This window comes from Stenotrophomonas sp. 85239_Sma, from assembly GCF_056481725.1.
In genome coordinates, this window is record NZ_CM151163.1 from 3,922,687 (window position 1) to 3,947,793 (window position 25,107).

Sequence of the window (25,107 nt, forward strand, 5' to 3'; positions counted from 1 at the left end):
CCATCCACGCATGGCGCGGATCTACGGGTAGGTGCCAACCTTGGTTGGCACGCCCTCAGCCGTGCCAGCGCAGCAGCAGGTCGCGCAGCGGGGTCAATGCGGTAGCCATGCCGGCCAGCACACCGATCGTGTTGGCCAGCGCATCCATCGGGTCGGCAGTGCGGTTGCTGGTCAGCGCGCCCTGCGCGAACTCGATGCCGATCCCCATCAGCACCAGGCCCACGCCCACCCACAGCAGCGGACGTCCGCGCCGGAACAGCTGCACCGCGCTGCCCGCCAGGATGAAATAGGCGAGGAAATGCTCGCCCTTGTCGCTGTTCTCCGGCAGCGGAATCGGTGGCGGGGGGATCAGGCAGACCACGATCACCAGCAGCACCGCCGCCGCCCACAGCGCGGTCCACAACCGCGGCCGCCGCAGCGGCTTGATCACCGGCAACGCGTGGCTCACAGGCGCCAGCTCAGGTCACCCAGCTCGAAGGCCGGTTCGAAATCGACGCCACGCTGCAGGCCGATGGCCTGGAAGCGCTCGCCCATCTCGGTCGGCAAGGTCAGCTTCTTCACCTGGTCGCGCAGCTGGATGCGGCCGACCTCGTCGGTGCGTTCCTCGGCCAGCAGCAGCACCTGGTCCAGGCCATTACCGAGCAGGAAGCTGGCCTGGCTGCAGTAGCCGGCCAGTTCAAAACCACCGTGCAGGCCAGCCTCGGCCATCGCGGTGAAATCCACCGACGCGGTGATGTCCTGCAGGCCCGGCCAGCGGTGCACGTCGTTGTGCACGTGGTGGCGGTAGAACGCACGCACAGTGCCATCGTCACGGTCGTGCTGGTAGAACTCGCCGCGGTTGTAGCCGTAATCGACGAACAACATCGCGCCGCGCTGCAGGCCGCCAGCCACCGCCTGCAGCCAGTACGGCAGCTGCGGCAGCACCTCGGAGCGGTAGCCCTCGGCGAAGGGCTTTTCCAGGTAGCGCTCGATATGCCGCACCGCACCGTTTAGCAGGATGTCGGCGGGCTGCGCACCCCGGATGAAGTTGCCTTCGGCGTCCAGCTCGACGGTTTCCTCGTAGACCTCGCCATCCCTGATCAGGAAGCGCGGGGTGGGCAGCGCGTCGATCACCTCATTGGCGAACACCACGCCTTCCCAATCCTCTTCAAACGGGCGATCAACCCAGTCCACGCGCGCGGCCAGCTCGGCCGGCAGGTTCTGCTGCAGGCGTTGCTGCTGGCGCTCGCGCAGGTCCGCACTGGGTTCGAGGATGGCGTAGCGTGATGGCAGCGCGTCCAGCTCGGCCAGCCGCAGCAGCACGGCCTCGGCGAAGGCGCCGGTACCACCGCCCAGTTCCAGCATGCGCGCCTGCGCACCCAACTGGACGAACACCGGCGCCAACGCATTGGCCACGCTGCCGGCAAACAGGCTGCCGAGCTCGGGCGCGGTGGTGAAGTCGCCGCTGCCGCCGAACTTGCTGGCACCGGCGCTGTAATAGCCCCAGCCGGGGGTATACAGGCACAGCTCCATGAAGCGGGAGAACGGCATCGCCCCACCCTGCGCAAGGATTTCGGCACGCAGGGCGGCGGCCAGCTGGTCGCTGTGGGCCAGGGCATCGGCTTCGGGCAGGGGGAAGGTGGGCTGCATGGCGTCTTCGAATGCGGTGACAATGGTGCACAGGATAGCCGAGCCTTGGAGGACCCTCGATGAGCGACACCCACCCTGTGGTGCTGATCACCGGCAGCGCGCGCCGGATCGGTGCGGCCATCGCCCGCCAGTTCCACGCCTGTGGCTGGTCGGTGGTGCTGCACGCCAACACCTCCAGCGCCGAGCTGCAACAGGCCGCGTTCGATTTCGACAACGTGCGCCCGGGCAGCGTGCTGGCCCTGCAGGCCGACCTGCGTGACGCTGACGCCCTGCCCGACCTGGTGGAACAGGCCGTCACCCACTTCGGCCGGCTGGATGCGCTGGTCAACAACGCCTCCAACTTCTTCCCCACCCCGCTCGGCCAGGTCACCGCCGAGGCGATGGACGAGCTGTATGCGGTCAATGCACGCGCGCCGCTGCTGCTGTCACAGGCGGCGGCGCCCTACCTGCGCCGCCAGCAGGGCAGCATCGTCAACCTGACCGACCTGCACGGCACCGACCCGATGCGCGACCACATCGCCTACACCATGGCCAAGGCCGCGCTGGAAATGGCCACCCGCTCGCTGGCGCTGGAGCTGGCGCCGAAGGTGCGGGTGAATGCGGTGGCGCCGGGCGCGATCCTGTGGCCGGAACAGGGCAAGGACGATTTCGCGCGTGAGGCGCTGCTGGCACGCACCCCGCTGGCACGGATCGGCACCGTCGAGGAGATCGCCGAGGCGGTGTACTGGCTGGTGGCCGAGGCCAGCTTCGTCACCGGCCACACCCTGCGCGTGGATGGCGGGCGTACGGTCAGCTGAAAGGTTGCCGGGATCCACAACGGGGTCAGATCCCTTTTCCCGCCGGGAAAAGGGATCTGACCCCGTCACTCACCATCATTCGAGGTCCACCACCTCGAACGCTTCGCCGAACTGCGAGTGCGCACGCCACAGCGTAGCCAGGTCCAGCCCGCTGACCGGGTCGATGAAGCCCGGCGCGATGTCGGCCAGCGGCTTCAGCACGAAGGCATGCTTCAGCTCCGGGCGCGGAATGCGCAGGTGGCCGGGGCCCTCCACCACCAGATCCCCGTAGAACACCACGTCGATGTCCAGCGTCCGGTCGGAGAAGCGCGGCCCGCTGCGGTCGCGGCCGTGTGCGTCTTCCAGCGCATGCAGCCAGTCATCCAGTTCCTGCAGCGGCAGGTCGGTCTCGATTGCTACTGCATTGTTGAGGAAGGCCGGGCCATCGAAGCCGACCGCGGCGGTACGGTAAGCCGGTGATACCTGCAGCGCGCCGAAGCGCTCGCGCAGGGCCGCCACCGCGGCGTGGAGGTAGCGGCGGGGCTGGACATTGCTGCCCAGGCTCAGGAGCACGGTCGTCATGCGGTTCAGGTGGCAGCGATGGGGGCGTGGACATGCCGTCGTCACGGCGGCCTGCCTACAATCCGGGACGCACATGATAGGGCACCGACATGACCTATTGCGTTGGAATCGAGGTGGACGAGGGCCTGGTCTTCGCCGCCGACACCCGGACCAATGCCTCGCTGGACGATGTGCGCGTGCATCGCAAGCTGCACGTGTTCGAATATCCCGGCCAGGCAGCCTACGTGCTGATGGCGGCTGGCAACCTGGCCACCACCCAGCTGCTGGTGTCGCGCCTGGGACGCGATGCCGACGAACGGCGCGCGCCCAACCTGCGCGACATGACCCACCTGTTCGAAGCCGCCGAGTACGTCGGCCAGCTGCTGGTGGACAGCCAGGTGCGCAGCAGCCACAGCGAACACGGCCACGACGGGGTCAACACCCAGGCCACGCTGATCTTCGGCGGCCAGATCGCCGGCGAGCGTCCCGGGCTGTACATGATCTACCCGCTCGGCAACGCCATCGCCGCCTCGCCGGAGACACCCTACCTGCAGATTGGTGAATCCAAGTACGGCAAGCCGATCCTCGACCGCATCCTCAGCCCGGCCACGCGCCTGGAGGATGCGGCCCGCACCGCCATCGTCTCGCTGGACTCCACCATCCGGTCCAACCTGTCGGTGGGCCTGCCGATCGACCTGGCGCTGCTGCGCGACGGTGAACTGCGCATCGCCCAGCAGCTGCGGCTGGGCGCGGATTCAGCACTGTATGCCGATATCCACCAGAACTGGTCGCGGCGGCTGGAGCAGGCGGTGGACGCCCTGCCGCGGTTCCCGTGGGAAACCGTCCTGTAGAACCCCAGCGGCATCAGCCCAGCGCTTCGGCCACCGCGCGGAACACCTGCTGCATCTGCAGCGGCTTGCGCAGCACATGCACCTCCACACCGGCCGGGAATGCATCGGCGGGCACCGCAATCGCCGCATCCTCCAGCACCAGTGCCGGGCCGCGATAGCCCAGCGTGGCCATCTCGCCCAGCAGCTGGCTGGCCGGCAGCAATTTCGAGCCGGCATCGGCAATCACCAGCGCCGGCATCGCCTCCTGCTGCATCCAACGCAGCGCTGCCGGGCCATCGGAGGCCAGCTGCAGCTGGTAACCCTGGCTGGACAGCGCATTGCCGAGCAGCGACAGGCGCGTGGCCTCGCCGTCGACCACCAGGATCGACTGGCCGCTGCCCAGCGCCACCAGCTGCTCGATCGGCTCGCTGCCGTCGCTGGCTTCGTGCATCGGCAAGCGCAGCTCGAAACAGGTGCCCTGCCCCGGCTGGCTGCTGACATGGATGCTGCCGCCGGCACCTTCGACGATGCGCTTGCAGGAAATCAGGCCCAGGCCGGTGCCATCGGCCTTGGTGGTGAAGAACGGATTGAACAGGTGCGACAGCGTGTCCGCATCCATGCCGATGCCTTCATCGGCCACGCAGATCCGCATCCAGTCCACGCCATCGCGCTCGCCGGCATGGCTGGCGGTCAGGCTCAGGCGGCCGCCGTTGGGCATCGCCTGGATCGCATTGAGCGCCAGGTTCAACATCACCTGCTGCAGCTCGGTGTAGTTGGCATCGACCGCCAGGCCTTCGTCCTGCACCTGCAGTTCCAGGCGCACGGCATCGGGTACGTTGCTGCGCAACAGCAGTGCCACGGCATCGAACAGGCCATCGATCTCGATGCGCTCGCTCGGCTTGCGCGAACCGCGCACGAACGACAGCATCGATTCGGCCATCTCGTGGCCGCGGCGGCCACACTCGGCGATGACGTCGGCCAGGTGGTGCAGCTGCGGATCCTCGGTGCGCGCCTTCAGCAGGTCAGGCATGATCAGCAACGGCTGCAGGATGTTGCGCAGGTCGTGGCTGAGGCCGGCGGCAAGCAGCGACAGGCTTTCCAGGCGCTGCGCGCGCATCAGTTCGGTTTCCACGCGTGCACGCTCCACCGCGCTGCGTGCATCGCGGATCGCACGCGCCACCGCCGACGGCAGGCGCGCCGGCAGATGCTTGATGATGTAGTCATTGGCGCCCTTCTGCAGCGCCGCCACCGCGTTCTCCTCACCCATGGTGCCGGAGACGAAGATGAAGGGTACGTCCGGGGAGGTCTCGCGCACGATGCGCAGCGCGTCATCACCGGAGAACCCCGGCATGCTCAGGTCGGACAGCACGATGTCCGGCTGGAACGCAGCCAGTGCCTGGCGCAGTTCCGCCTCGCTCTCGACACGCTCGAAGCGGGCGTCCAGGCCCGCGTCGAGCATCTGTTCGGACATCAGCTCGGCATCTTCCGGTGAGTCCTCCACCAGCAGGATGCGCAGCGCCCCCAGGGCGGGACCGGTCAGGGGCATGGGCTCACTCGAGTTCCGGTGCCTGGTTGATCAACGCCCAGAACTTGCCCAGTGTCTGCACCGCGCCGAAGAACTGGTCCACGTCCACCGGCTTGACCACGTAGGCGTTCACGCCCATGTCCCAGCTGCGGGCCAGATCGCTTTCCTCGCGCGAGGACGACAGGATCACCACCGGCAGGCGCTTGAGTTCTTCGTGCTCGCGGATCTGCCGCAGCACCTCCAGGCCATCCATGCGCGGCATCTTGATGTCCAGCAGCAGTACCGCCGGCAGGCCTTCCTCGCGGCTGGCGAAGGCGCCGCGGCGCAACAGGTAGTCCATCACTTCCACGCCGTCTTCGACGTGCACGATGGGATTGGCCAGACGCGCCTCTTCCAGGGCGTCGATCGCCATTTCGGCATCGGCCGGGCTGTCTTCGGCGAGAAGAATGGTGCGCAGAGTGGTCATGCAGAGGGCCCTTGTTTGTCCGCGTCGATCGCGGGAGGCAGGTAGAAGTGGAAGGTGGCGCCGACGTCCGGTTCGGCCTCGGCCCAGATACGGCCGCCATGGCGGGTCAGAACGCGGCGCACGCTGGCCAGGCCGATGCCGGTACCCGGGTAGTCGCTGGCCTTGTGCAGGCGCTGGAACACACCAAACAGCTTGCCGGCGTAGGCCATGTCAAAGCCTGCACCATTGTCGCTGACCGTGAACTGATGGCCACCATCGGGCTGCTGCTGGTAATCCACGCGGATCTTCGCCGGCTCGCGGTTGCCCGAGTACTTCACCGCGTTGCCGAGCAGGTTCAGCCAGACCTGGCGGATCATGTTCTCGTCGCCCACTACGATCGGCAGCGGTGCGATGCTCCACTCCACCTGGTGCGCATGGCCGCTGTTCTCGGCCTCGGCCTGCAGGTTGGAATCGAGCATGGCGCGGGTATCGGCCACCAGCGACTGCATGTCCACCGCCTGCTGGCGCATCGCCACGCGGCCCAGCCGCGAATAGACCAGCAGGTCGTCGATCAGTGCCGCCATGCGCCGGGCCGAACTGGAGATCACCTCCAGGTAGTGGCGGCTCTTGTCGTCGGCCTGCTCGCCAAGGTGGCGCGACAGCTTGTCGGAGAATCCGGCCACATGGCGCAGCGGCGCGCGCAGATCGTGCGAGACGGAATAGCTGAAGGCCTCCAGTTCCCTGTTGACCTCGGACACCTGCGCAACCTTGCCTTCCAGCTGGCGGTTCAGCTCTTCCACCCGCAGCTGCACCGCGCGCTGCATGGTGACGTCGCTGATGGTCAGCAGCACCACTTCGTCATCGGTGTCGGGCAGCGGCATGCGCCGTGCATTGAGCAACATGTAGCGCACCATGCCGTCGGCGGTGCGCTGCTCGTGCTCGAAGTCCCAGAGTTCGCGGCCACGCGACAGTACGTCGGACAGCCGCTGCCGCACCACCGGATCCTGCCAGGCATTGTCGCCAACCGTCTCCAGCAACAGGCCATCAGCGCGCTCGTCCTGCAGGCCGTACAGCTCGGCGAATGCCGGGTTGTGCAGCTGCACGCGCAGGTCGCGGTCGAGCAGCACGATCGGTTCGCGTACGGTCTGCAGCACCGAGGCCGCACGCGCGGCCGAGCGCAGCGATTGCCGCTCCGCTTGCAGGCGGCGGCCGATCTGCCGCTGCAACAGCCAAAGCACCAGTCCGAGCAGCGCCAGCTGGATCACCAGCGAACTCCACGACACCAGTTCGGTCTGCTTGCGCTGGCGCGCGGCCTGCTCGGCACGAAGCGTGAGCAGCTTCTGCTCGCTGGCCTGCAGCTCTTCCACCAGCCCACGAATCGGATAACGCGTGCTCAGGTCCTGTACCAGCTCATGCTGGTCGGAGTTCGGTTCGGACCTGGCCAGATCGCGGGCCACGGCCAAGCGGCCCTCCAGCATCGATTCAATGCGACCGATCCGGATCAGCTGATCCGGATTGTCGCGTGTCATCCGCCCCAGTTCGGCCAGGCGCCCGGGAATCTCGTCGGCCCTGGCCATGCGCTCGCGCAGGCCGGGGGCATCCACACCCTTGGACAGGGTCAATGCCGCCGATTCGACATCGCGCACGTCGGCCTGCAGTTGCTGCAGCGCCACGCCAACGGCCTGGGTGTGGTTGACCCAGGCCATCGCTTGTTCGCTGTCCTGCTGCAGTTTGCGCAGGGTCAACCACGGCACCACGATGATCGCGGCAGCGGCCAGCGCCAGGGCCGGCAACCGCCAGCGGTCCCAGATGTCGTCACTGAAAACCAGCGCCATAGTTCCTCGTCAGCTCAGCCGCGAAGCGTTGGCCGGGACGAACCCGGCTGCGGCGGAACCGGCAATATAGCGCAGGCGGTCACAACTCTGGAGTTTCCAGCCGGGTTGCCTGAACAGGTTATGGGAACCCCATGCAGCGGGCGCCCCATGCCGGGGCGCCCACCGGATTCAGCGCTTGGCTGCGGCGCTGACCTTCAATGCGGCGGCATCCACGCGGGTCACGCCCTTGATGCTCTTGGCGGTGGTGACTGCCTTGTCCTTCTCGGCCTGGGTCGCCACGGCACCGCTCAGGCTGACCACGCCGTTCACGGTTTCCACCTTGATTTCAGTGCCCGGGACGTTGCTGCTGGCCAGCAGGTCGGCCTTCACCTTGGTGGTGATCCAGCTGTCGGTCACCGGCTCATTGGAGTCATGGCGATCGGCATGGGTCGTCGGATGGGTGCTGGTCGGCGGACTCTTCGCGGCCGGGTCCTTGGCGAATGCAGCCGAGGAGGACAGCGCCAGGCCCAGCGTCAGGGCAGAAGCAATCAGCGTGCGGGTAGTCTTGCTCATCGTGTCGTACTCCTTCGGGATGTGCTGCCAGTCTGGACAAGCGGCCGTAGAGCAGGCGTGGCGTTGCGGTCATGCCGCCGTGAATCGAAGCGTTTCCAACGGCAACGGTTCAGTTTTGGCCTGTCCGCCCCCGTCGTTTACCCTGCCCTTCCCCATTGCCGGACCCCTGCCATGCGCCCCGACCTGCAACTGGCCCTGGTCGGCTACGGCCTCGCCGGCCGCGTCTTCCATGCGCCGCTGATCCAGCACACACCGGGCCTGGCGCTGCACAGCATCGTCAGTTCGCAACGCGACACCCTGTTGCGCGTGTTCAGCGACGTGCACGTGCGCGCCACGCCCCAGGACGTGTTCGACGATCCAGCAGTGGATGCGGTGGTGATCGCCACACCGAACGCGCAACACGCGCCGCTGGCGATCGCCGCGCTGGCGGCGGGCAAGCACGTGCTGGTCGACAAGCCGTTCGCACTGGATGTGGCCGAAGCGGAAACGGTGCTGGCTGCAGCGCGCGACGCCGGACGCATCGTCACCGTGTTCCAGAACCGGCGCTTCGACGCCGACTTCCTCACCCTGCAGGCGCTGCTGTCCGAAGGCGCGCTGGGCGACGTCGCCGAGTGCCATGCACATTTCGATCGCTACCGGCCTCAGGTGCGCGACCGCTGGCGCGAACAGAACGGTCCGGGAAGCGGCTTGTGGTACGACCTTGGCCCGCATCTGCTGGACCAGATGCTGGTGCTGTTCGGCTGGCCCGAGGCGATCGATGCCGATCTGGCCGTGCAGCGCGAAGGCGGCAGCGGCATCGATTACTTCCACGCGGTGCTGCACTACCCGTGGCACCGCGCGATCGTGCACGCCGGTTCGATGGTGGCTGCACCCACGCCGCACTTCGCAGTGCATGGCCGCGATGGCAGCTGGATCAAGCACGGACTGGATGTGCAGGAGGCGCAGCTGCGCCGTGGCGTGGCACCGGGAGCGCCGGGCTGGGGCATTGATCCGCGGCATGGCGAGCTGCTGCGTTGCGATGCCGAGGACAACGTGCAACGCACGACGGTCGACAACCTGCCGGGCGATTACCGGCGGCTGTATGCGCAGTTCGCTGCAGCGATGCAGGGCGATGGCGAGCCGGCGGTCAGTCCGGTGCAGGCGCTGCAGCTGATGCGGTTGCTGCAGGCCGGCATGGACAGCGCGCGCGAAGGGCGGCGAATCGCGTTGGATTGACCAGTAGATCCACGCCATGCGTGGATGACGTGGGAACGATCGGAGAAGGCTTTTGTAGAGTCGAGCCATGCTCGACTGGCTGTATGGGGTCAGAGCCCTTTCCTGCGAAAAGGGATCCGACCCCGATCTGCCTGGGGTCAGGGCCCTTCGGCAACGCCGAAGGGCCCTGACCCCACCGCACCGCGGTGCTTACGATTTCTTGATGGCGTGGCCGCCGAATTCGTTGCGCATCGCCGACAGCAGGCGATCAGTGAACGAATTGGATTCACGCGAACGCAGGCGTTCCAGCAGCGACAGCGTGATCACCGGTGCCGGCACATCGAGCGCGATGGCTTCGGCGACAGTCCAGCGGCCTTCGCCGGAATCCTCCACATACGGCGCGATGCCATCCAGCGACGGATTGCGCTTGAGGGCTTCGGTGCTCAGGTCCAGCAGCCACGAACGCACCACGCTGCCGTGGCGCCACACCTCGGCCACCTGGGCCAGGTCCAGCTCCATCTCCTGCTTGCGCTCCATCAGCGCGAAGCCTTCGGCATAGGCCTGCATCATTCCGTACTCGATGCCGTTGTGGACCATCTTGGTGAAGTGGCCGGCGCCGGACGGGCCGACACGCCCCCAGCCACGATCCTCGGCCGGAGCCAGCGTGCGCAGCAGCGGTGCAATCTGCTCCACCACCGAGGCTTCGCCACCGACCATCAGGCTGTAGCCTTTCTGCAGGCCCCACACGCCACCACTGGTGCCGCAGTCGACATAGCCCAGATCGTCCTCGGCCAGCGCCTTGGCGCGGCGGATCGAGTCCTGGTAGTTGGAGTTGCCGCCGTCGATGACGATGTCACCCTCGGCCAGGTGCGGGGTCAGCTGGCCCAGCGTCTGGTCGACGGTTTCGCCGGCCGGCACCATCAGCCACACCACGCGCGGTACCGGCAGCGCGGCCACGGCGGCGGCCAGCGAATCAACCACCTCCAGGCCGGCCTCGGCGGCGCGCTGGCGGGCACCTTCGCCCGGGTCGTAGCCGACCACGCGGTGGCCGCCGCGATGCAGGCGCTGGGCCATGTTGGCGCCCATGCGGCCGAGGCCGATCATTGCAATATCCATTGTTTCACCTTCAGTTGGGGTCTAGGGTCAGGCTGCCTGGCCTGCCGGTAGCCGCGCAGTGGCGCAGCTGCGCCTCGCGCCAACGCCGGTAGAGCGTGGTATGCAGATTGTGCACCGCCAGGTCGATCGAAAACGGCGTGCGCGGGTTGCGATCGAGCAGGCGGGCGATGTGGTAGCCAATCGGACGTATACCGCGCGGATGCACATAGATCACGAACTGCCGGTAGAACGGATCGTCCAGCAAGTGGTCCATGCGTGCCAGCGTATCGTGGTAGCGCGGCGCCAGCCGTGCACGCAGGCGAGGGTCGCGCTCGAAAAGCAGTCGCTCGAAGTAGCGCTGGCCGATGCGCGGGATGCCCTGCGCCAGGGTCCACAACTCGGCATTGCGCTGGTCGTACCAGGCCAGGCCGCCGTGCTGCGCCAGGGCCTGCGCAGCGCCCTCGCCGACGTCGACCACCACGAAGTTCTCGGCCTGGTTGCTCAGGTCATCCAGGGTGCCCTTGTCGTACACGTGCTCAATGAAACCAGGCACGCCGACAAAGGCCTGGCGTCCCATCGCCGATGTGCGCACCGCCTTGCCATCGGCGAAGAAATCGCCGGCATGCGCGCCGAGCAGGATGCTGTCGGTCTCGTGCAGGGCCAGGAAGGTACCGATCGACAGCTCATCCGCAGCGAACTCAGCATCGAACGCGGTATCGCCATACAGCTCGCGCTGGGCGGCCAGCTGCGCAACCTGGCGGCCGACACCGCACTCGGCACGCACGGTACCGCTGTAGAACGCCTGCAGCGCCTGGCTGTTGCCCGCACTGGGCACGAAGCCACGGCCGAAACTGCGCGTGCGCTGCCAGCCTTGTGCCGGCGCGCCGTGCAGGCCAAAGCCGATCCAGCCCAACTGCGGGCCGGAGAAGCGGAACGAGGGATTGCCCTGCAATGCAGAGGTCGCGCGCCGCGTGGCCGCCCCCAGCTCGAAGGCATAGGCGCAGACCGTGGCCGGGTCATCCAGCAGCTGCTGCAGCAGTGCCTGCCGCGCGCCGGCGGACAGCGCAGCCGGCCACCGCACGCGCAGGTCACCGGCCGCCTGTGAAGCAGCCAGAGAAGCACGCGTGCACACAGGCCCTCCCTGCACCTGCGGTGCACCGAGCGACGCTTCTTCGAAGCGCCATCCCAGCCGCTGCAGCAGGCCCTGCGCACAGTCCGGAGATGGCGCTGCCCCGACCCACGCGGGCGCCAGCAGCAGGGCTGCAATCAGCCACCTGCCGCGCACGCTCAACCCTGGTCCGTGACCGCCGCTGCGGGTTCCGGCGCCGCTTCCGGCGATGGCGATGGCGATGGCGATGGCGATGGCGCAGGTTTGCCCGTCGCCGCCGGCAGGTACTGCTGCAGGCGCTGGAAGAAGCGACGATAGAACTCGGCGTCGGTGACCGTGCTGCTGGCCACCTTCACCAGCGAATCGTCATTGCTGCCGAACGGCAGCGATACCGAACCCAGCGCGCCCACGCCGACGCTGGCCGAGGTCGGGCTCTTCTTCAGGGCGTAGCGGTCCTGCACCGCGCTGACGAACACCAGCGCCTGGCTGCCACGCGGCGCACAGGAGATGCGCAGCACCAGCTGCTCATGGTCATCCTCGCGCGGCTGGAAGTTCTTGTTGCCCTCCACCTGCGCCTCGTCGGAGCGGGCAATCGCATAGCCCTGGCTGAGCAGGGTGCGCCGCGCCGCCTCGCAGGCATCGGCGGGGCGTCCATCGACCGTGCGCGAGAAGGTATCTCCGGAGTCGAAGGATTCGCGCAGCAGGGTGCTGTCGGCGGCACGGCCACCACAGGCCGAGAGGATCAGGGCGCTGGTGAGTGCCACGGCAGCGCCGGAAAGACGGGAGGCCCGCATGGGTACTCCTGCGAGAACGGAAGCACCAAGGGTAGTCCCGCCCCCGTGTGCGGCAGGTCGTCATGGCCTCCCACGTTGCTCCCGGTTCATGCACGTAAAAGGGGACGGAGGGAATTAAGTCGTTTGTGGCACAAACGACTTAATTCCCTCCGTCCCCTTTTACGGTCCCTTTTTACGCCGAGGGGCCGGCAATGCCGGCCCCTCGGGTATCACATGCCGTCGCCGGCTCAGTCCGCCCAGCGGCCGGCGCCGGTGGACTGCGGCAGCACCTGTGCGGACAGCGGACGGTCGTTGGCCAGCAGGTTCACCGCGTCGGCCAGGATCGAGGCCGACTCGCGCAGCAGCGGGTCCGGACGCTTCTCGGCAGCCTTCTCGCGCGCGGCATCCTTGACGATGTCACGCTCGTTGCCGGTCAGGCCATCGTCGCTGCTGTCATCAGCCAACGGATCCAGGGCCAGGCCCAGCTCCTTGCGCATCACCTGGCGCTCCTTGCGCTGGGTGTCCTGGCGCTCACGCTCGGTGCGGCGCGTGGCCTCGTTGAGCGAGATGTACTTCTTCGCGGCCTCGGTGCGGAACTGCTGCACATCCTCGTTCCACCACTGGAATTCCTTGTCGGCGGCAATGCGCGCGTCATGGCGGGTTTCCAGCTTCGGCAGCAGCGGCGCGAAGTTGCCGTACTGGGTGTGCGGCACGGCGGCGATGCGGGTCCACGGCAGGGCGTTGTCGTAGGTGCTTTCGCCGAACTCGGTGGCATCGACGCTGGCCGGGAAGGCCAGGTCCGGCACCACACCCTTGTGCTGGGTGCTGCTGCCGCTGATGCGGAAGAACTGGGCGATGGTCAGCTTGACCTGGCCGAAGCGCTGGGTCTCGCCGCTCGGCCAACGATCAAGGTCGACGATGTTCTGCACGGTGCCCTTGCCGAAGCTGGTTTCACCGATCACCAGGCCACGACCGTAATCCTGGATGGCACCGGCGAAGATCTCCGAGGCCGAGGCCGAGCCACGGTTGATCAGTACCGCCAGCGGGCCGTCCCAGGCGACGCCCTGGTTGCGGTCGCTGTTGACGGTGATGCGGCCACCGGACTCGCGCACCTGCACCACCGGGCCCTGCTCGATGAACAGGCCGGTCAGTTCGATGGCTTCATCCAGCGAACCACCACCGTTGTTGCGCAGGTCCAGCACCACACCGTCCAGCTTGTCGTTCTTGAAACCGGCCAGCAGCTTGGCCACGTCGCGGGTCGCCGAGGCGTAGTCGGTGGCATTGCGGCGACGGCCTTCGAAGTCCTGGTAGAAGGTCGGCAGCTTGATCACGCCGATCTTCCGCGCCGGTTCGCCATTGGCAGCCGGAATACTCATGGTCTCGCCCTTGGCAGCCTGTTCGGCCAGGCGCACCTTCTGGCGGGTCAGCACCAGAGTGTGGTGCTTGCCGTCGGCACCTTCGGCAGCCGGAATGAATTCCAGCTTGACCTGGGTGTCCTTGGCGCCGCGGATCTTGGCCACGACATCGTCGATGCGCCAGCCGATCACGTCCTCGACCAGGCCGGACTTGCCCTGGCCAACGCCAACAATGCGGTCACCCGGCTTCAGCGTGCCGTCCACCGCAGCCGGACCGCCGGCGATGATCTCGCGGATCACCACCACATCGTCCTGGCGCTGCAGCTGCGCACCGATGCCTTCCAGCGACAGCGACATCGCCTGGTTGAAGTTCTCGGCGGTGCGTGGGGTGAAGTAATCGGTATGCGGATCGACCGCGCTGGTGTACGAGTTCATGAAGAACTGGAAGACATCTTCACCCTTCAGCTCGTTGACCGACTTCTCCAGCGTCGCGTAGCGCTTGTCCAGCGTCTTGCGGATGTCGTCCGGCTTCTTGCCGGCCAGCTTCAGGCGCAGCCAATCGTTCTTCACCGACTTGCGCCACAGTTCATCCAGCTCGGCGCTGCTGGCCGCCCACGGCACCTTCTTGCGGTCGTATTCGAAGCGCTCGTCGGTGGTGAAGTCCGGCTCCTGCCTGAGCAGCTTGCGCGCATAGGCCACGCGTTCGCCGACACGCTGCTTGTAGACCGCGAACACCTGGAACGCCGGCTCAAGCTCGCCGCCACGGATGGCCGAGGAAATGTTGGCTTCGAACGGCGCGAAGCGCGCCACATCGGCCTGGGTGAAGTACTGCTTGCCGCCGTCCAGCGTCTCCAGGTAGCGCTTGAATACGTCCTTGGAGGTGGCCTCGTCCAGCGCGCGCGGGCGGTAGGCGTAGCGGCTGTCGGACAACAGGCCGTACACCAGCTTGGAGGTGGTCACCTGATCGGCGGTGGCCGCCGCGGGCAATGCGGGCGAGTCGGCCTTGGCCGCCAGCGCCAGCGGCGCGACCAGCGCCAGGGCCATCAGGAATGCGGGGGCTTTGAATTTCATTGACGTGCTCGAAGGCGCCTTGCCAAGGGAGAGACTGCGGGGTGTTAAGACACCACGACAGTGCCGAAAGTTGCCGGGTTTGTCACCCGGCCGCACTCGGTGGAAAACCAGCCTAGCGGGGCCGGTGTAGCAAATTGTGAATGCAGGCAAAGGCGTGCGGGCCAGCGGTCCGCGCCCACCATGGTGGTGGCCCCCATTGGCAGCGCCGGGCCATGGCTGGCGAAGGCGTACGGACCAACGGTCCGCACCCACCTCAGGAAATGCCGGCGCCCTTGGCCTGCACGTCGGCGTGGTACGACGAGCGCACCATCGGGCCGGACGCCACGTGGCTGAAGCCCAGCTCGTAGCCGTAGTCTTCCAGCGCCTTGTAGTCTTCGGGGGTCCAGTACTTCAGCACCGGGTGGTGATGCGCGGTCGGCTGCAGGTACTGGCCGATGGTGATCATGTCCACGTCGTGCGCGCGCAGATCGCGCATGGTGGCCTTGATCTGTTCGAACTCTTCGCCCAGGCCCAGCATGATGCCGCTCTTGGTCGGCACCTCCGGGTGCTGCGCCTTGAAGTTCTTCAGCAGGTTCAGCGACCACTGGTAGTCCGCACCCGGGCGCACGTTGCGGTACAGGTCCGGCACGGTCTCGATGTTGTGGTTGAACACATCCGGCGGGTTCTGCGCCAGGATTTCCAGCGCGCGCTCCATGCGGCCCTTGCCGCGGAAGTCCGGCGTCAGCACTTCGATGCGGGTACCCGGCGACTTCGCGCGGATGGCGGTGATGCAGTCGACGAAGTGCTGGGCACCGCCATCGCGCAGGTCATCGCGGTCGACGCTGGTCACCACCACGTACTTCAGGCCCATGTCGGCCACGGTCTGGCCGAGGCTGGCCGGCTCGTTGGCATCCGGCGGCTTCGGGCGGCCGTGGGCCACGTCGCAGAACGAGCAGCGGCGGGTGCAGACCTCGCCGAGGATCATGAAGGTGGCGGTGCCATGCCCGAAGCATTCGTGGATGTTCGGGCAGCTGGCTTCCTCGCACACCGTCACCAGGCGGTTCTCGCGCAGCTTGGCCTTCAGGTTCTGCACGGCATTGCCCGAGGGAATGCGCACGCGGATCCAGGACGGCTTGCGCAGCACCGGTGCGTCGGCGAACTGCACCGGCGAACGGTTGATCTTGTCACCGCCCAGCTGCTTGACCCCGGCCTGCAACGGCGCGGCGGACGGGGAGTCGCCCTGCACGATCTGCAGGGGAATGGAACGGGCGGTGGTTTCAGTCATGGCAGTTCCGGGGGGCGGTCAGGCGGCCGCAGAAAGATCGGGCAGTTCCGGCGTGTGCTGCAGCAGCAGGCCGAACTGGCGGGCCAGGTGGTCCAGCAGCACCGGCTTGACGGCTTCCATCCCTGAGGGGCCGCCCAAGTCTACCACCGAGGTCACCTGCAACCCCTGATAGCCACAGGGGTTGATGCGGTGGAAGGGTTCCAGGTCCATGGACACGTTGAACGCCAGGCCATGGAAGGTGCATCCCCGGCGCACGCGGATGCCGAGCGCGGCGATCTTGGCGCCACCGACATAGACGCCCGGGGCGCCCTCTCGGCGCTCGGCGCCGATGTTCCACTCGGCCAGGGTATCGATGAGGGCCTGCTCGATGCGGCACACGTAGTCGCGCACGCCGATGCCCAGCCGCGGCAGGCGCAGCAATGGATAGACCACGATCTGGCCGGGGCCGTGATAGGTCACCTGGCCGCCGCGGTCCACGTGCAGCACCGGGATCTCGCCCGGCGCCAGCACATGCTCGTCCTTGCCGGCCTGGCCCAGGGTGAACACCGGATCGTGTTCCACCACCCACAGCTCGTCGGCATCGGCGTCGCTGCGCTGGTCGGTGAAGCGCTGCATCGCGCGCCACACCGGTTCATAAGCCTGGCGGCCGAGGTCACGGACCACCGCCGGACGCGGCGCGCGGTCTTCCGGGGCGGCTTCGGCCGGGCAGCTGTCGGCTACAGCGTCCACTTCACTTCCGGGTGGTCGCGCAGTGCCTGGTGCGCCAGGTCGTACTGCTCGCGGCTCTCGGCCTTGAACACGATACGCACGGACACGTACTTGCCGTTGGACGAGTGCTTCCAGCTGATGCGTTCGTTCACCACATCAATGCCGGCAGCCAGCAGCAGACGGGGAAGCTCATGCTCCAGGCCGCGGTTGGCCGGGCCCATGGCACTGAGCTCGAACTGGCCGGGGAACTGGAAGCCGTGGTCGGGGTTGTCGGACTTGATTTCCATGGCCCCATTATCGGGCCGCAGGGCAACAAACCCAAGAGTATTCATCAACGTCAAAGACGGCACCGGCGGCCTGCTGCGTTGCAGGTGCCCCCGGATGTCCGGGCCAAAGCCAAACAACAGCTGACTGGAATCCCCTGTCCAGCACTGGGCCCGGCACCGTGCGGGCGTCCCTGCGGTCGCCTTCACACCAGGCCCGCGGCGCGTGCGCGGGTAACGAATTGTGTCCGCCGGACAATGTTGTTTTCGGAACAGACAAGTGATCCGAACGTGCTCGTTCCGGGACGCGGGCGCGAGTACCGTAACGTTGCAGAAAACGACAGAAAATCGCCCCCTTCCCCATGAGCATTCCATCCATGCGTAGTGTCGCAGCCCTCGGGCTGGCCGGCCTGATGGCCGCTACCCTCCCCCTTGCCGCCCAGGCGGCCGAACAATGTGGCCCGGACGCGATGCGCGATCACCCGCCGCAGGTCAATTTCCGCGTCGACAACGATCTGTTTGGCGGCCGCCACCAGGACCAGGGCTATACCAACGGTGCGCTGTTGACCCTGGTCTCGCCAAACCTGGTCGATTACACCGACGACCCATGCCTGCCGCGCATGGCGCGCTGGGTGAACCGGTATCTGGAAGGCCTGCATCCGGGCAGGTTCGAACAGCAGAACATGATCTTCAGCATTGGCCAGGGCATCTTCACCCCGACCGATTTCAGCCGCAGGGACCTGATCGAGGATGACCGCCCTTACGCCGGCGTACTGATCGCAAACTTCGGTTTCAATGCGCGCAGCGGCGACCGCCTGCAGACCACCCAGCTGACGCTGGGCGTGGTTGGCCCGTGGGCACAGGGAAGGCAGGTGCAGAATGCCGTGCACGAAGTGCTGGGCGACGAGAAATTCAAGGGCTGGGACAACCAGCTGCACAACGAGCCGCTCTTCATGCTGACCCATGAGCGCATGCGCCGCTGGCCGGGTGATGCCAGCATCAATGCCGACGGCTGGGGTTGGGACGCGATCAGCCACTACGGCGGCTCCATCGGCAACCTGGAAACCAAGGCCAACTTCGGCGGTGAAGTGCGCTTCGGCTGGAAGCTGCCGGACGACTTCGGCAGCACGCCGTTGCGCCCGGCCGGTGAAAACACGGCACCGACCCGCGGCGGTCGCCCCAATGGCTGGTCATGGCACCTGTTCGCGACCTCGGACGTCGCCTGGGTGATCCGCGACATCACGCTGGACGGCAACACCTTCCGCAACAGTCACAGCGTGGACAAGCGCCATGTGGTGGCCTACGGCGGCTACGGCGTGGCCGTGATGCGTGGGCGCTGGAAGTTTGCAATGGCGCGTTACCACAGCACGCGCGAGTTCAACGGCCAGCGCGAAGCCCCGGTGTTCGGCAGTTTCACCATCAGCCGCGCGCTGTAATGTGAGTGGCGGCCGCTGGCCGGCACACCGGATCCAACAAAAAAAGGCCGGCTTTCGCCGGCCTTTTCGTTCACCGCGCCTGGGCGTGGTCCGGCGCTACCGCTTTACCAGCTGAAACCCGCACCGGCGGAAACACTCTGGTCACTACCACTGAAGGCGCCGCCCAAGGACACCGAGACGTTCTTCTTCTCGCCCAGTATCCGCTGGTAACCCACGGCCAACGCCGAACGCCCGTTCTGCGAACCGACACCCGCACCCAAACGGTTGTTGCCGCTCAAGCCGGCGGTGTTGATCGCCATGCCCGCATAGGCCGCGCTGATCGCCCCCATGCGGTCAAGCCGCTTGTCCATCGCGTTGAAGCGGCCATCGGTGTACTCACGTTCGGCCTTGAAGCGATCATCCATCTGCTGCACGTTCACGGCATCGGTCGGGCGTACACCGGCCGCGACATTGCTGACGACGCGCTCATTACCCTGGGAGCCTACCGAGAACTCACTGTCGCGGTCAGCCGTAGATCCGGCACCGACAGCAACCGAGTTGTTGCCCGTCGCACTGGCGCCTTCGCCCATGGCAACCGAGCCCGTGCCCGAGGCCACACTGCCCTCGCCCACGGCCACCGAGCCAGCGCCGGATGCCGCACTTCCATTGCCGAGGCCGATCGCGCCCTTGCCGGAGGCATCGCTCCCTTCGCCAATGGCCACCGATCCCTCACCGGTACCGGGGGAGACACCGGGATTGCCCGTGCCGGGATCTCCGGTGCCCGGGCCACCAATGGAACCCTCCTCGATCCCACGTTCGATCGAACCCAGCCGGTCGTCCATCTGTCGCCACTGGGCTTCCCAGTTGGCATTCATCTGCCACAGCTGGCTGCCATTGACGGCTTCCATGCTGAACTGGCCAATCTGGCCTGCGGCGACCTTGTCCAGCACGGTGCCCCCCGTTCCGCCGAGCGAGGCCCTGGACAGGCTTGCATCGTCGTAGGTGAGTACGCTCAGCGTCTCACCGCTGACCGGGTCAATCGCGCCCGCCGCCCGCAGCTGCGCAATGGTCACCACATCATCATCGTTGAGGCCATTGGCCACGCCACTCAGGCGCCGGTTGCCATCCCCCCCTGCGAAATCCACCACAGTGCCGCCCTTGCCGGCCGCCACGCTCACCACGCCTGTAGCGGAATCATGGGTCACGATGCCGGAGGAGCCGTCAGCAAGGCCTGCGACGTCATCACTCAGCGTCTTCAGCGAGCCTTCTGCGCCGGACATGCGCGCCTGCAATCCGCCAACGTCGCTTCCCAGCGAATCCACCCGGGCACCCAGCTTCGAGGCATCGTCCTTGATCGTATCGACGTCACTCTCCATCCGCTCAACGCGCTCGTTGGTCGAGAACAGCTGCGCGCCGGTGATGGCATCGGTACTGCCTGCAGCAATCGTACCGTCAGCCATATTGGTGACGCGGCGATTGTCGACGCCATTGCCCACCGATACCGTATTGGCCGCATGGGTGGTCGCCCCGGCTCCCAGCGCCACACTGTTGCTGTGGCTGGCGGTCGCTTCATAGCCCACTGCCACGCCACCTTCGGCCGAAACAGTGCTGGCATTGCCCAAGGCTACCGCCCTCATCTTGGTGGTTGCGGCGCCGTCCACGCTGGCGCCGCCGCCCAGCGCCAGCGAACCTCCGCCCGCCACCTCTGCACCGGGTCCGATCGCAATCGAGTAGTCAGGCGAATCAGTGCCCGGCGAGCGTGAGCTGTCCGTCTTCGCTGAATTGCCGATGGCAATATCGCGCGCGCCCCCCGCTACGGCGTCATCGCCAAGTTCAACCTTGGTGGCAAGCACACTCGACCTGGTCAGCCCCTGGTCACGGGTGCAGCGCTCACGCTCCGCATTGGTTGCTTCATTGGCGCAGTCCCCGTTGTCCGCTGCTGCGACAGCCAGGGCTGCCGGCAGCATCAAGGCTCCCGCCAGCGCCACTGCCAGCGGGGTGCGGCGCGCAGCGCAACGCGTCGTTGGGGAAATCACGGATATCAGTGTGCGCATGGTCATTGGCATGTACTCCTCTGGGATGGGACGGACAGCCGCAGTGCCCGGCAGTCCTGATGCGCACATGCTCGACCGGACACGCTGGCAAACCCATCGGACGTGTACCAATTCCACGTACCAGACCCGGCCCGACAGCGCCGATACAGGCAAAAAAAAGGCCGGCATTCGCCGGCCTTTTCCGTTCACCACGCCGGGACGTGGATCATTCCGATTCCCACCACATCCAGAAGCTGTCCCACAGGCGCTTGAAGAAGCCGGCCTGCTCGACGGCGGCCACCGCTACCAGCGGTGCCTCGGCGATGACCTTTCCATCCAGGGTGACCTTCACGGTGCCGATCTGCTGGCCGGCGGTGAACGGGGCTTCCAGGGTCTTGGGCACATCGATGCTCGGCTTCAGGTCGTTGTAGCGGCCGCGCGGCACGCTCACCAGCATCGGCTGGGCCACGCCCAGCTGCACCTTGTCGCTGGTGCCCTTCCAGACCTTGTGCTCGGCCACGGCCTTGCCCGGTTCGTACAGGCGGTGGGTCTCGAAGAAGCGGAAGCCCCAGTTCAACAGGGCCAGGCTGTCGTCGGCACGCTGCTTCTCCGACGCGCCGCCCAGCACCACGGCGATCAGGCGCTGGTCGCCACGCTGGGCCGAGCTCATCAGGCAGTAGCCGGCTTCGGACGTGTGGCCGGTCTTGATGCCGTCCACGCTGCCATCGCGCCACAGCAGCAGGTTGCGGTTCGGCTGCTTGATGTTGCCGACCTGGAATTCCTTGATCTTGTTGTACGCGTAGGTTTCCGGGTAATCACGCACCATCGCGCGACCCAGCAGCGCCAGGTCATAGGCGGTGCTGTGGTGGCCTTCGGCGGTCAGGCCGTGGGCGTTGACGAAGTGCGAGTTTTTCATGCCGATCTTGGCGGCGTAGCTGTTCATCAGCGACGCAAAGGCTTCTTCGCTGCCGGCCACGTGCTCGGCCAGGGCGATCGCGGCGTCATTGCCGGACTGGATCGCCATGCCCTTTTCCATGTCCTCCAGGCGTGCGGTCTGGTTGACCGGGAAGCCGCTGTAGCTGCCGTCGGTGCCGGCGCCACCTTCGCGCCAGGCGCGCTCGCTCATCATCACCTGGTCATCCGCACGAACCTTGCCGTTCTTGACCTCGGCGGCGATCACGTAGGACGTCATCACCTTGGTGATGCTGGCCGGTGCCAGCTGCTCGTGGACGTTCTCGCCAGCCAGCACCTGGCCGGTGGCGTAGTCCATCAGGATCCAGGCCTTGGACACGCTCGGTGCCGGGGCCGGCGGGGTGGCGACGGTGGCCGGGGCAGCGGCGGCAGGCGCCGGCGTGGCCGGGGTCGGCAGCGGTGTCTGGGCGGAAGCCAGGCCCACCACCAGGGTGGCGGCCAGGGCGGTGGCGGCGGAACGGAAATTCATTGGACAGCAGGCTCCAGGGGACGGCCAGGAATGGAGGGTGGAACGTAACGGCCATTGTAAGGCCGGGGGAGCATGGGCCGGCAGCACCGGCCCAGGCGGATCAATCCTTGACGATCTGCGGCGAACCCAGGCCCAGACCGGCGATGCGCCCGACAAGTTCCGCGGCACTGGCATGGTCGCTGGCGGGAACGCGCAGGCGGAACAGGGTGCGGCCACCGGCGGCAATGTCGCTGATGGTCGCACCGACGATGCCAGCGGCGTTGAGCTGCCCCATCGCGCGGTTGGCATTGTCGCGGTTGGAGAAGCTGGCGACCTGTACCATCACCGCGCCCACCACCTGCTGCGACAGGCTGGGTGCCGCCGGCGTGGCGGCGCGCACCGGTGCGGGCGCGACGGCGCGCGGCGCGGCACTGGCGACCGCAACCGGTGCCGGCGCGGTGCTGCGCGGCGGCGGCGCACTCGGCGGCAGGCTGCTGACCGCCACATCCGGCACGGCGCTGGCCACACCCTGGGTGGTGGCCGGCTGGCCACGCGCAGGCATGCCGTCGGCCGGCAGGCGCTTGACCAGGCGATCGATATCGCTGTCGGCAGTGCCGCGCGCGGTCGCTGCGGGCCGCGCGCTGGCCACTGCGGCAGCCGCTTCGGCGGCACGACGCTCGCGGCGCGACGGCTTCTGCGCCATCAGGTTGCTCTCGCCCGGCTGCAGCGCGCGCACTTCGACGTTGCCGGTACCGCGTTGGGTGATGCCCAGGCGCACGGCGGCGGCATAGCTGAGATCGACCACGCGGCCATCATGGAACGGGCCGCGATCGTTGACGCGCACGATCACCGATTCGCCATTGTCCAGGTTGGTCACGCGGGCGAAGCTGGGCAACGGCAGCGTCTTGTGCGCGGCGGTGAACTGGTACATGTCGTAGACCTCGCGGTTGGAGGTCAGGCGGCCATGGAACTTGGCGCCGTAGTACGACGCGGTGCCGCGCTCGACGTAGTTGCGGGTATCGTCGAGCACCTTGTACGACTTGCCCAGCACCACGTACGGCGACTTGTTGCCGATCGCCGAGCGTTGCTCGGCGGTCACTTCCGGCTCGGGAATGCAGGCGACGTTCGGAACGTAGTCCGGCGTGCTGTCACGCACGCCCGGCTTGTAAAGGCCACCGGCGGTGTAATTACCGCGGGTGCTCAGGTCTTCCTTGGCCGCCGCGTACGGCGACCCTTCCGGGCAGTGCGCCGGGCGCGAGCCACGCCCCTGCACCAGCGTGCCGCCGGACTTGCCACCATGGCCGGCCGTGGCCGGCTTCTTCGGCGCGCTGCTGCAGGCAGCCAACGCGAGGACGATCAAGCCTGGAACCAGCCATCTGATGTTCATGCCGGGGGCAGCTCCTGTCCGGCGATGGCCTGGGACAACTGGAACACGGCCATCGCGTACATCTTCGAAAGGTTGTAGCGGGTGATCGCGTAATAGTTCTGGAAGCCCAGCCAGTACTGCTTGCCGGCGCTGCCTTCCAGCGTGACCGGGGTGGCGGTGGCACCCGGCTGCACCGCTGCGCTCGGCTGGTAGCCGCGCTGTGCCAGGTCGGCCAGCGACCAGGTCGGCATCCATTCGGTCGGGTTGAATTCCTCGCGGCCCGGCGCCAGCGTGGCCGGCACGGCCACCTGCCCGCCACGCACCCAGCCGCCCTTCTTCACGAAGTAGTTGGCGATGGACGAGAACACATCGTCGTAGCTGGTGAACAGGTCGCGACGGCCATCACCATTACCGTCCACGGCGTAATCGAGGTAACTGGAGGGCATGAACTGGCCCATGCCCATCGCGCCGGCATAGCTGCCCTTGAGCGTAGTGATGTCCAGCTTCTCTTCGCGGCCCAGCTCGAACAGCTTGGCCAGCTCATCGCGGAAGAACAGCTCGCGGCGCACTTCGCGTTCCAGCTTGGCCGGGTCGCCGCTACGCGGGTAGTAGAACGCCAGCGTATACAGCGCATCCAGCACGCGATGGCTGCCGGCGTTCTTGCCGTAACTGGTTTCCACGCCAATGATCGCCACGATCACTTCGGCCGGGACGCCGGTGCGCTGCTGCACGCGATCCAGTTCGGCACGGTGCTGGGCCAGGAACGCACGACCGCCGTCGATGCGTGCCTTGCTGATGAACATCGGCCGGTACTCGTTCCACGGCTTGACCCGCTCGGCCGGGCGCGACATCGCCGCGATGATCGGCTGGCGCACCTGCGCCTGGTCGAGCACGTTGCTGATCTGCTCCGGCTTCAGGCCATAGCGCTTGGCGGTATCGGCAATGAAGCGGGCCCGCGCGACCTCGAACGGCACCGGGGTGAGATCGACCGGCGGCGCAGTGGCGGCAGTGGCTTCGGGTGCGGCCTCGGCCGGGCCATGGGCCTTGGCGGCGGGCTGGCGCGGCGTACTGCTGGCCTGGGGTGAAGACGGTGGGGACTTCGGCTGGGTCGCGCAGGCGACCAGGCCGAGGGTGAGCATGCAGGCCAGAGTGCGTCGAATCATCGTCGCAGGTTAGCAGGTCATGGATGAATTAAAACCCCTAACACCATGAATCACAACGATTTGCCCGCGTTCAGCGGGAAATGTGAAGACGTCGTGATCACCCTTCCCCATTCAGATAGAGGTTGCCGGTTGCGTCCCCATCCCCGCAGACGCAACCGGCGACCGGATCCGGTCGGTACCTGCGCGGCTGCCGCTCCCCAGTGGCAGTACCCCGCGCTCCCTGTACCCGTTGGATCAGTACTGCTTCCCGCCCGACGCCCCCTCGCGCTGCATCGATTGACGGCGCGCCGTGCCGAACGGGCCGCCATTGTGCAGGCCGATTACGACAAGTCCATTGATCAAGATCAACGCGCTGTAAAAATGTGAACCAGCTAACATTTTTTATGGAATTTGGTCAGAGCGCGTGTTGCTGTGCGGCGTTGTGAGAACGCTTCCACAACGGGCATTGCGCAGAGTCAGGAAGGCTCCAGCCAACGGCGCAGCCCCTCGTGTGTGGCCGCGCAAAGCAGTTCAGGGGTGAGGCCAGGTTCCGTGCGCGTCTATCCACGGAGAAGAAAGAGAAGATCAAAAGCGGGTCGCGGCGCTGCGCTTGCTCGTGAGCCGAGCACTGCTATGCCGGTCGTCCTGACCGGCACCCTTCGGGCCGTCGCCATGGGCGACGTTGGCAGCGGCTCCTGCCGCTGCCTTCGGCGCTACAGGATGCAATGAAGCGGGCGGCCAAGCTGG

At 66.9% G+C, this 25,107-nt stretch carries 22 protein-coding genes; 4 read left to right on the forward strand and 18 right to left on the reverse strand.

Annotated elements, in window-relative coordinates; genetic code table 11:
- Positions 1-55 precede the first annotated feature (55 nt).
- Together ACYKG1_RS18175 and ACYKG1_RS18180 are read right to left on the reverse strand one after the other, a co-directional pair.
- On the reverse strand, positions 56-448 hold the full coding sequence (locus tag ACYKG1_RS18175; RefSeq protein ID WP_478471061.1) for a VanZ family protein: 393 nt from the start codon (positions 446-448) through the stop codon (positions 56-58).
- A complete protein-coding gene (locus ACYKG1_RS18180) occupies positions 445-1,629 on the reverse strand; it encodes a class I SAM-dependent methyltransferase (RefSeq protein ID WP_478471062.1) in 1,185 nt (394 codons plus the stop codon). Before ACYKG1_RS18180 ends, ACYKG1_RS18175 begins: the two co-directional genes overlap by 4 nt.
- Before the next feature lie 59 nt (positions 1,630-1,688).
- Here ACYKG1_RS18180 and ACYKG1_RS18185 point away from each other — a divergent pair, with 59 nt between their 5' ends.
- Complete coding sequence (locus ACYKG1_RS18185; protein ID WP_100473931.1) at positions 1,689-2,426, forward strand: pteridine reductase; 738 nt, start codon at positions 1,689-1,691, stop codon at positions 2,424-2,426.
- Between the two features lie 75 nt (positions 2,427-2,501).
- On the opposite strand, the gene folK is transcribed toward ACYKG1_RS18185, so the two are convergent.
- The gene (gene folK, locus ACYKG1_RS18190; protein ID WP_262083653.1) at positions 2,502-2,987 is read right to left on the reverse strand and encodes a 2-amino-4-hydroxy-6-hydroxymethyldihydropteridine diphosphokinase; all 486 of its coding nucleotides are present in this window, start codon (positions 2,985-2,987) and stop codon (positions 2,502-2,504) included.
- Positions 2,988-3,076: 89 nt separating this feature from the next.
- Between folK and ACYKG1_RS18195 the strand changes: the two genes are divergently transcribed.
- Positions 3,077-3,817, forward strand: a complete 741-nt coding sequence (locus ACYKG1_RS18195) for a proteasome-type protease (RefSeq protein WP_262083652.1) — start codon at positions 3,077-3,079, stop codon at positions 3,815-3,817.
- A 13-nt stretch (positions 3,818-3,830) separates the two neighbouring features.
- Here the strand turns inward: ACYKG1_RS18195 and ACYKG1_RS18200 are convergent, their stop codons facing one another.
- The 4 genes from ACYKG1_RS18200 to ACYKG1_RS18215 all read right to left on the reverse strand — a co-directional run bounded on the left by ACYKG1_RS18200 (position 3,831) and on the right by ACYKG1_RS18215 (position 8,153).
- Entirely contained in the window at positions 3,831-5,342 is a 1,512-nt protein-coding gene (locus ACYKG1_RS18200; protein ID WP_100473933.1) for an ATP-binding response regulator, read from the reverse strand.
- Between the two features lie 4 nt (positions 5,343-5,346).
- Positions 5,347-5,787 carry a response regulator gene (locus ACYKG1_RS18205; protein WP_087923644.1) on the reverse strand — a complete coding sequence of 147 codons (441 nt, stop codon included), beginning with the start codon at positions 5,785-5,787 and terminating at the stop codon, positions 5,347-5,349.
- Positions 5,784-7,601: a sensor histidine kinase gene (locus ACYKG1_RS18210; protein ID WP_100473934.1), complete on the reverse strand. Its 1,818-nt coding sequence runs from the start codon at positions 7,599-7,601 to the stop codon at positions 5,784-5,786. Before ACYKG1_RS18210 ends, ACYKG1_RS18205 begins: the two co-directional genes overlap by 4 nt.
- A gap of 168 nt (positions 7,602-7,769) precedes the next feature.
- Positions 7,770-8,153, reverse strand: coding sequence for a BON domain-containing protein (locus ACYKG1_RS18215; RefSeq protein WP_478471063.1), 384 nt, complete (start codon positions 8,151-8,153; stop codon positions 7,770-7,772).
- A 171-nt stretch (positions 8,154-8,324) separates the two neighbouring features.
- On the opposite strand from ACYKG1_RS18215, the gene ACYKG1_RS18220 reads away from it, so the two are divergent.
- Entirely contained in the window at positions 8,325-9,368 is a 1,044-nt protein-coding gene (locus ACYKG1_RS18220; RefSeq protein ID WP_478471064.1) for an oxidoreductase, read from the forward strand.
- 189 nt (positions 9,369-9,557) lie between these two features.
- Here ACYKG1_RS18220 and gnd read toward each other — a convergent pair whose 3' ends face one another.
- From gnd to ACYKG1_RS18255, 7 genes are all read right to left on the reverse strand, one after another.
- Complete coding sequence (gene gnd / locus ACYKG1_RS18225; protein ID WP_478471065.1) at positions 9,558-10,463, reverse strand: phosphogluconate dehydrogenase (NAD(+)-dependent, decarboxylating); 906 nt, start codon at positions 10,461-10,463, stop codon at positions 9,558-9,560.
- A gap of 10 nt (positions 10,464-10,473) precedes the next feature.
- Positions 10,474-11,727 carry a hypothetical protein gene (locus tag ACYKG1_RS18230; protein ID WP_478471066.1) on the reverse strand — a complete coding sequence of 418 codons (1,254 nt, stop codon included), beginning with the start codon at positions 11,725-11,727 and terminating at the stop codon, positions 10,474-10,476.
- 2 nt (positions 11,728-11,729) lie between these two features.
- Positions 11,730-12,344, reverse strand: coding sequence for a DUF2242 domain-containing protein (locus ACYKG1_RS18235; RefSeq protein WP_478471067.1), 615 nt, complete (start codon positions 12,342-12,344; stop codon positions 11,730-11,732).
- A 227-nt stretch (positions 12,345-12,571) separates the two neighbouring features.
- Entirely contained in the window at positions 12,572-14,749 is a 2,178-nt protein-coding gene (locus ACYKG1_RS18240) for a carboxy terminal-processing peptidase (protein ID WP_100473938.1), read from the reverse strand.
- Positions 14,750-15,002: 253 nt separating this feature from the next.
- Positions 15,003-16,013 carry a lipoyl synthase gene (gene lipA, locus ACYKG1_RS18245; protein ID WP_100473939.1) on the reverse strand — a complete coding sequence of 337 codons (1,011 nt, stop codon included), beginning with the start codon at positions 16,011-16,013 and terminating at the stop codon, positions 15,003-15,005.
- A gap of 18 nt (positions 16,014-16,031) precedes the next feature.
- On the reverse strand, positions 16,032-16,742 hold the full coding sequence (gene lipB, locus ACYKG1_RS18250; RefSeq protein WP_006470564.1) for a lipoyl(octanoyl) transferase LipB: 711 nt from the start codon (positions 16,740-16,742) through the stop codon (positions 16,032-16,034).
- Positions 16,730-17,008, reverse strand: a complete 279-nt coding sequence (locus ACYKG1_RS18255) for a YbeD family protein (protein WP_005411067.1) — start codon at positions 17,006-17,008, stop codon at positions 16,730-16,732. The genes lipB and ACYKG1_RS18255 overlap by 13 nt, the downstream gene beginning before the upstream one ends.
- Before the next feature lie 353 nt (positions 17,009-17,361).
- Between ACYKG1_RS18255 and ACYKG1_RS18260 the strand changes: the two genes are divergently transcribed.
- A complete protein-coding gene (locus ACYKG1_RS18260) occupies positions 17,362-18,420 on the forward strand; it encodes a lipid A deacylase LpxR family protein (RefSeq protein ID WP_202908128.1) in 1,059 nt (352 codons plus the stop codon).
- 104 nt (positions 18,421-18,524) lie between these two features.
- Here ACYKG1_RS18260 and ACYKG1_RS18265 read toward each other — a convergent pair whose 3' ends face one another.
- From ACYKG1_RS18265 to mltB, 4 genes are all read right to left on the reverse strand, one after another.
- A complete protein-coding gene (locus tag ACYKG1_RS18265) occupies positions 18,525-20,621 on the reverse strand; it encodes a YadA family autotransporter adhesin (protein ID WP_478471068.1) in 2,097 nt (698 codons plus the stop codon).
- A 37-nt stretch (positions 20,622-20,658) separates the two neighbouring features.
- A complete protein-coding gene (locus tag ACYKG1_RS18270) occupies positions 20,659-21,873 on the reverse strand; it encodes a D-alanyl-D-alanine carboxypeptidase family protein (protein WP_100473942.1) in 1,215 nt (404 codons plus the stop codon).
- 100 nt (positions 21,874-21,973) lie between these two features.
- The gene (locus ACYKG1_RS18275; protein WP_478471069.1) at positions 21,974-23,239 is read right to left on the reverse strand and encodes a septal ring lytic transglycosylase RlpA family protein; all 1,266 of its coding nucleotides are present in this window, start codon (positions 23,237-23,239) and stop codon (positions 21,974-21,976) included.
- Positions 23,236-24,381, reverse strand: coding sequence for a lytic murein transglycosylase B (mltB, locus tag ACYKG1_RS18280; protein ID WP_100473944.1), 1,146 nt, complete (start codon positions 24,379-24,381; stop codon positions 23,236-23,238). Before mltB ends, ACYKG1_RS18275 begins: the two co-directional genes overlap by 4 nt.
- Between the last annotated feature and the right edge of the window lie 726 nt (positions 24,382-25,107).

Excerpts from the sequence above, each read along its gene's own strand:
- ACYKG1_RS18180 (WP_478471062.1), bottom strand. The coding sequence starts at position 1,629 with ATGCAGCCCACCTTCCCCCTGCCCGAAGCCGATGCCCTGGCCCACAGC.
- ACYKG1_RS18185 (WP_100473931.1), top strand. The coding sequence starts at position 1,689 with ATGAGCGACACCCACCCTGTGGTGCTGATCACCGGCAGCGCGCGCCGG.
- folK (WP_262083653.1), bottom strand. The coding sequence starts at position 2,987 with ATGACGACCGTGCTCCTGAGCCTGGGCAGCAATGTCCAGCCCCGCCGC.
- ACYKG1_RS18195 (WP_262083652.1), top strand. The coding sequence starts at position 3,077 with ATGACCTATTGCGTTGGAATCGAGGTGGACGAGGGCCTGGTCTTCGCC.
- ACYKG1_RS18200 (WP_100473933.1), bottom strand. The coding sequence starts at position 5,342 with ATGCCCCTGACCGGTCCCGCCCTGGGGGCGCTGCGCATCCTGCTGGTG.
- ACYKG1_RS18205 (WP_087923644.1), bottom strand. The coding sequence starts at position 5,787 with ATGACCACTCTGCGCACCATTCTTCTCGCCGAAGACAGCCCGGCCGAT.
- ACYKG1_RS18210 (WP_100473934.1), bottom strand. The coding sequence starts at position 7,601 with ATGGCGCTGGTTTTCAGTGACGACATCTGGGACCGCTGGCGGTTGCCG.
- ACYKG1_RS18215 (WP_478471063.1), bottom strand. The coding sequence starts at position 8,153 with ATGAGCAAGACTACCCGCACGCTGATTGCTTCTGCCCTGACGCTGGGC.
- ACYKG1_RS18220 (WP_478471064.1), top strand. The coding sequence starts at position 8,325 with ATGCGCCCCGACCTGCAACTGGCCCTGGTCGGCTACGGCCTCGCCGGC.
- gnd (WP_478471065.1), bottom strand. The coding sequence starts at position 10,463 with ATGGATATTGCAATGATCGGCCTCGGCCGCATGGGCGCCAACATGGCC.
- ACYKG1_RS18235 (WP_478471067.1), bottom strand. The coding sequence starts at position 12,344 with ATGCGGGCCTCCCGTCTTTCCGGCGCTGCCGTGGCACTCACCAGCGCC.
- ACYKG1_RS18240 (WP_100473938.1), bottom strand. The coding sequence starts at position 14,749 with ATGAAATTCAAAGCCCCCGCATTCCTGATGGCCCTGGCGCTGGTCGCG.
- lipA (WP_100473939.1), bottom strand. The coding sequence starts at position 16,013 with ATGACTGAAACCACCGCCCGTTCCATTCCCCTGCAGATCGTGCAGGGC.
- ACYKG1_RS18255 (WP_005411067.1), bottom strand. The coding sequence starts at position 17,008 with ATGGAAATCAAGTCCGACAACCCCGACCACGGCTTCCAGTTCCCCGGC.
- ACYKG1_RS18260 (WP_202908128.1), top strand. The coding sequence starts at position 17,362 with ATGCGTAGTGTCGCAGCCCTCGGGCTGGCCGGCCTGATGGCCGCTACC.
- ACYKG1_RS18265 (WP_478471068.1), bottom strand. The coding sequence starts at position 20,621 with ATGCCGGCCTTTTTTTTGCCTGTATCGGCGCTGTCGGGCCGGGTCTGG.
- ACYKG1_RS18270 (WP_100473942.1), bottom strand. The coding sequence starts at position 21,873 with ATGAATTTCCGTTCCGCCGCCACCGCCCTGGCCGCCACCCTGGTGGTG.
- ACYKG1_RS18275 (WP_478471069.1), bottom strand. The coding sequence starts at position 23,239 with ATGAACATCAGATGGCTGGTTCCAGGCTTGATCGTCCTCGCGTTGGCT.
- mltB (WP_100473944.1), bottom strand. The coding sequence starts at position 24,381 with ATGATTCGACGCACTCTGGCCTGCATGCTCACCCTCGGCCTGGTCGCC.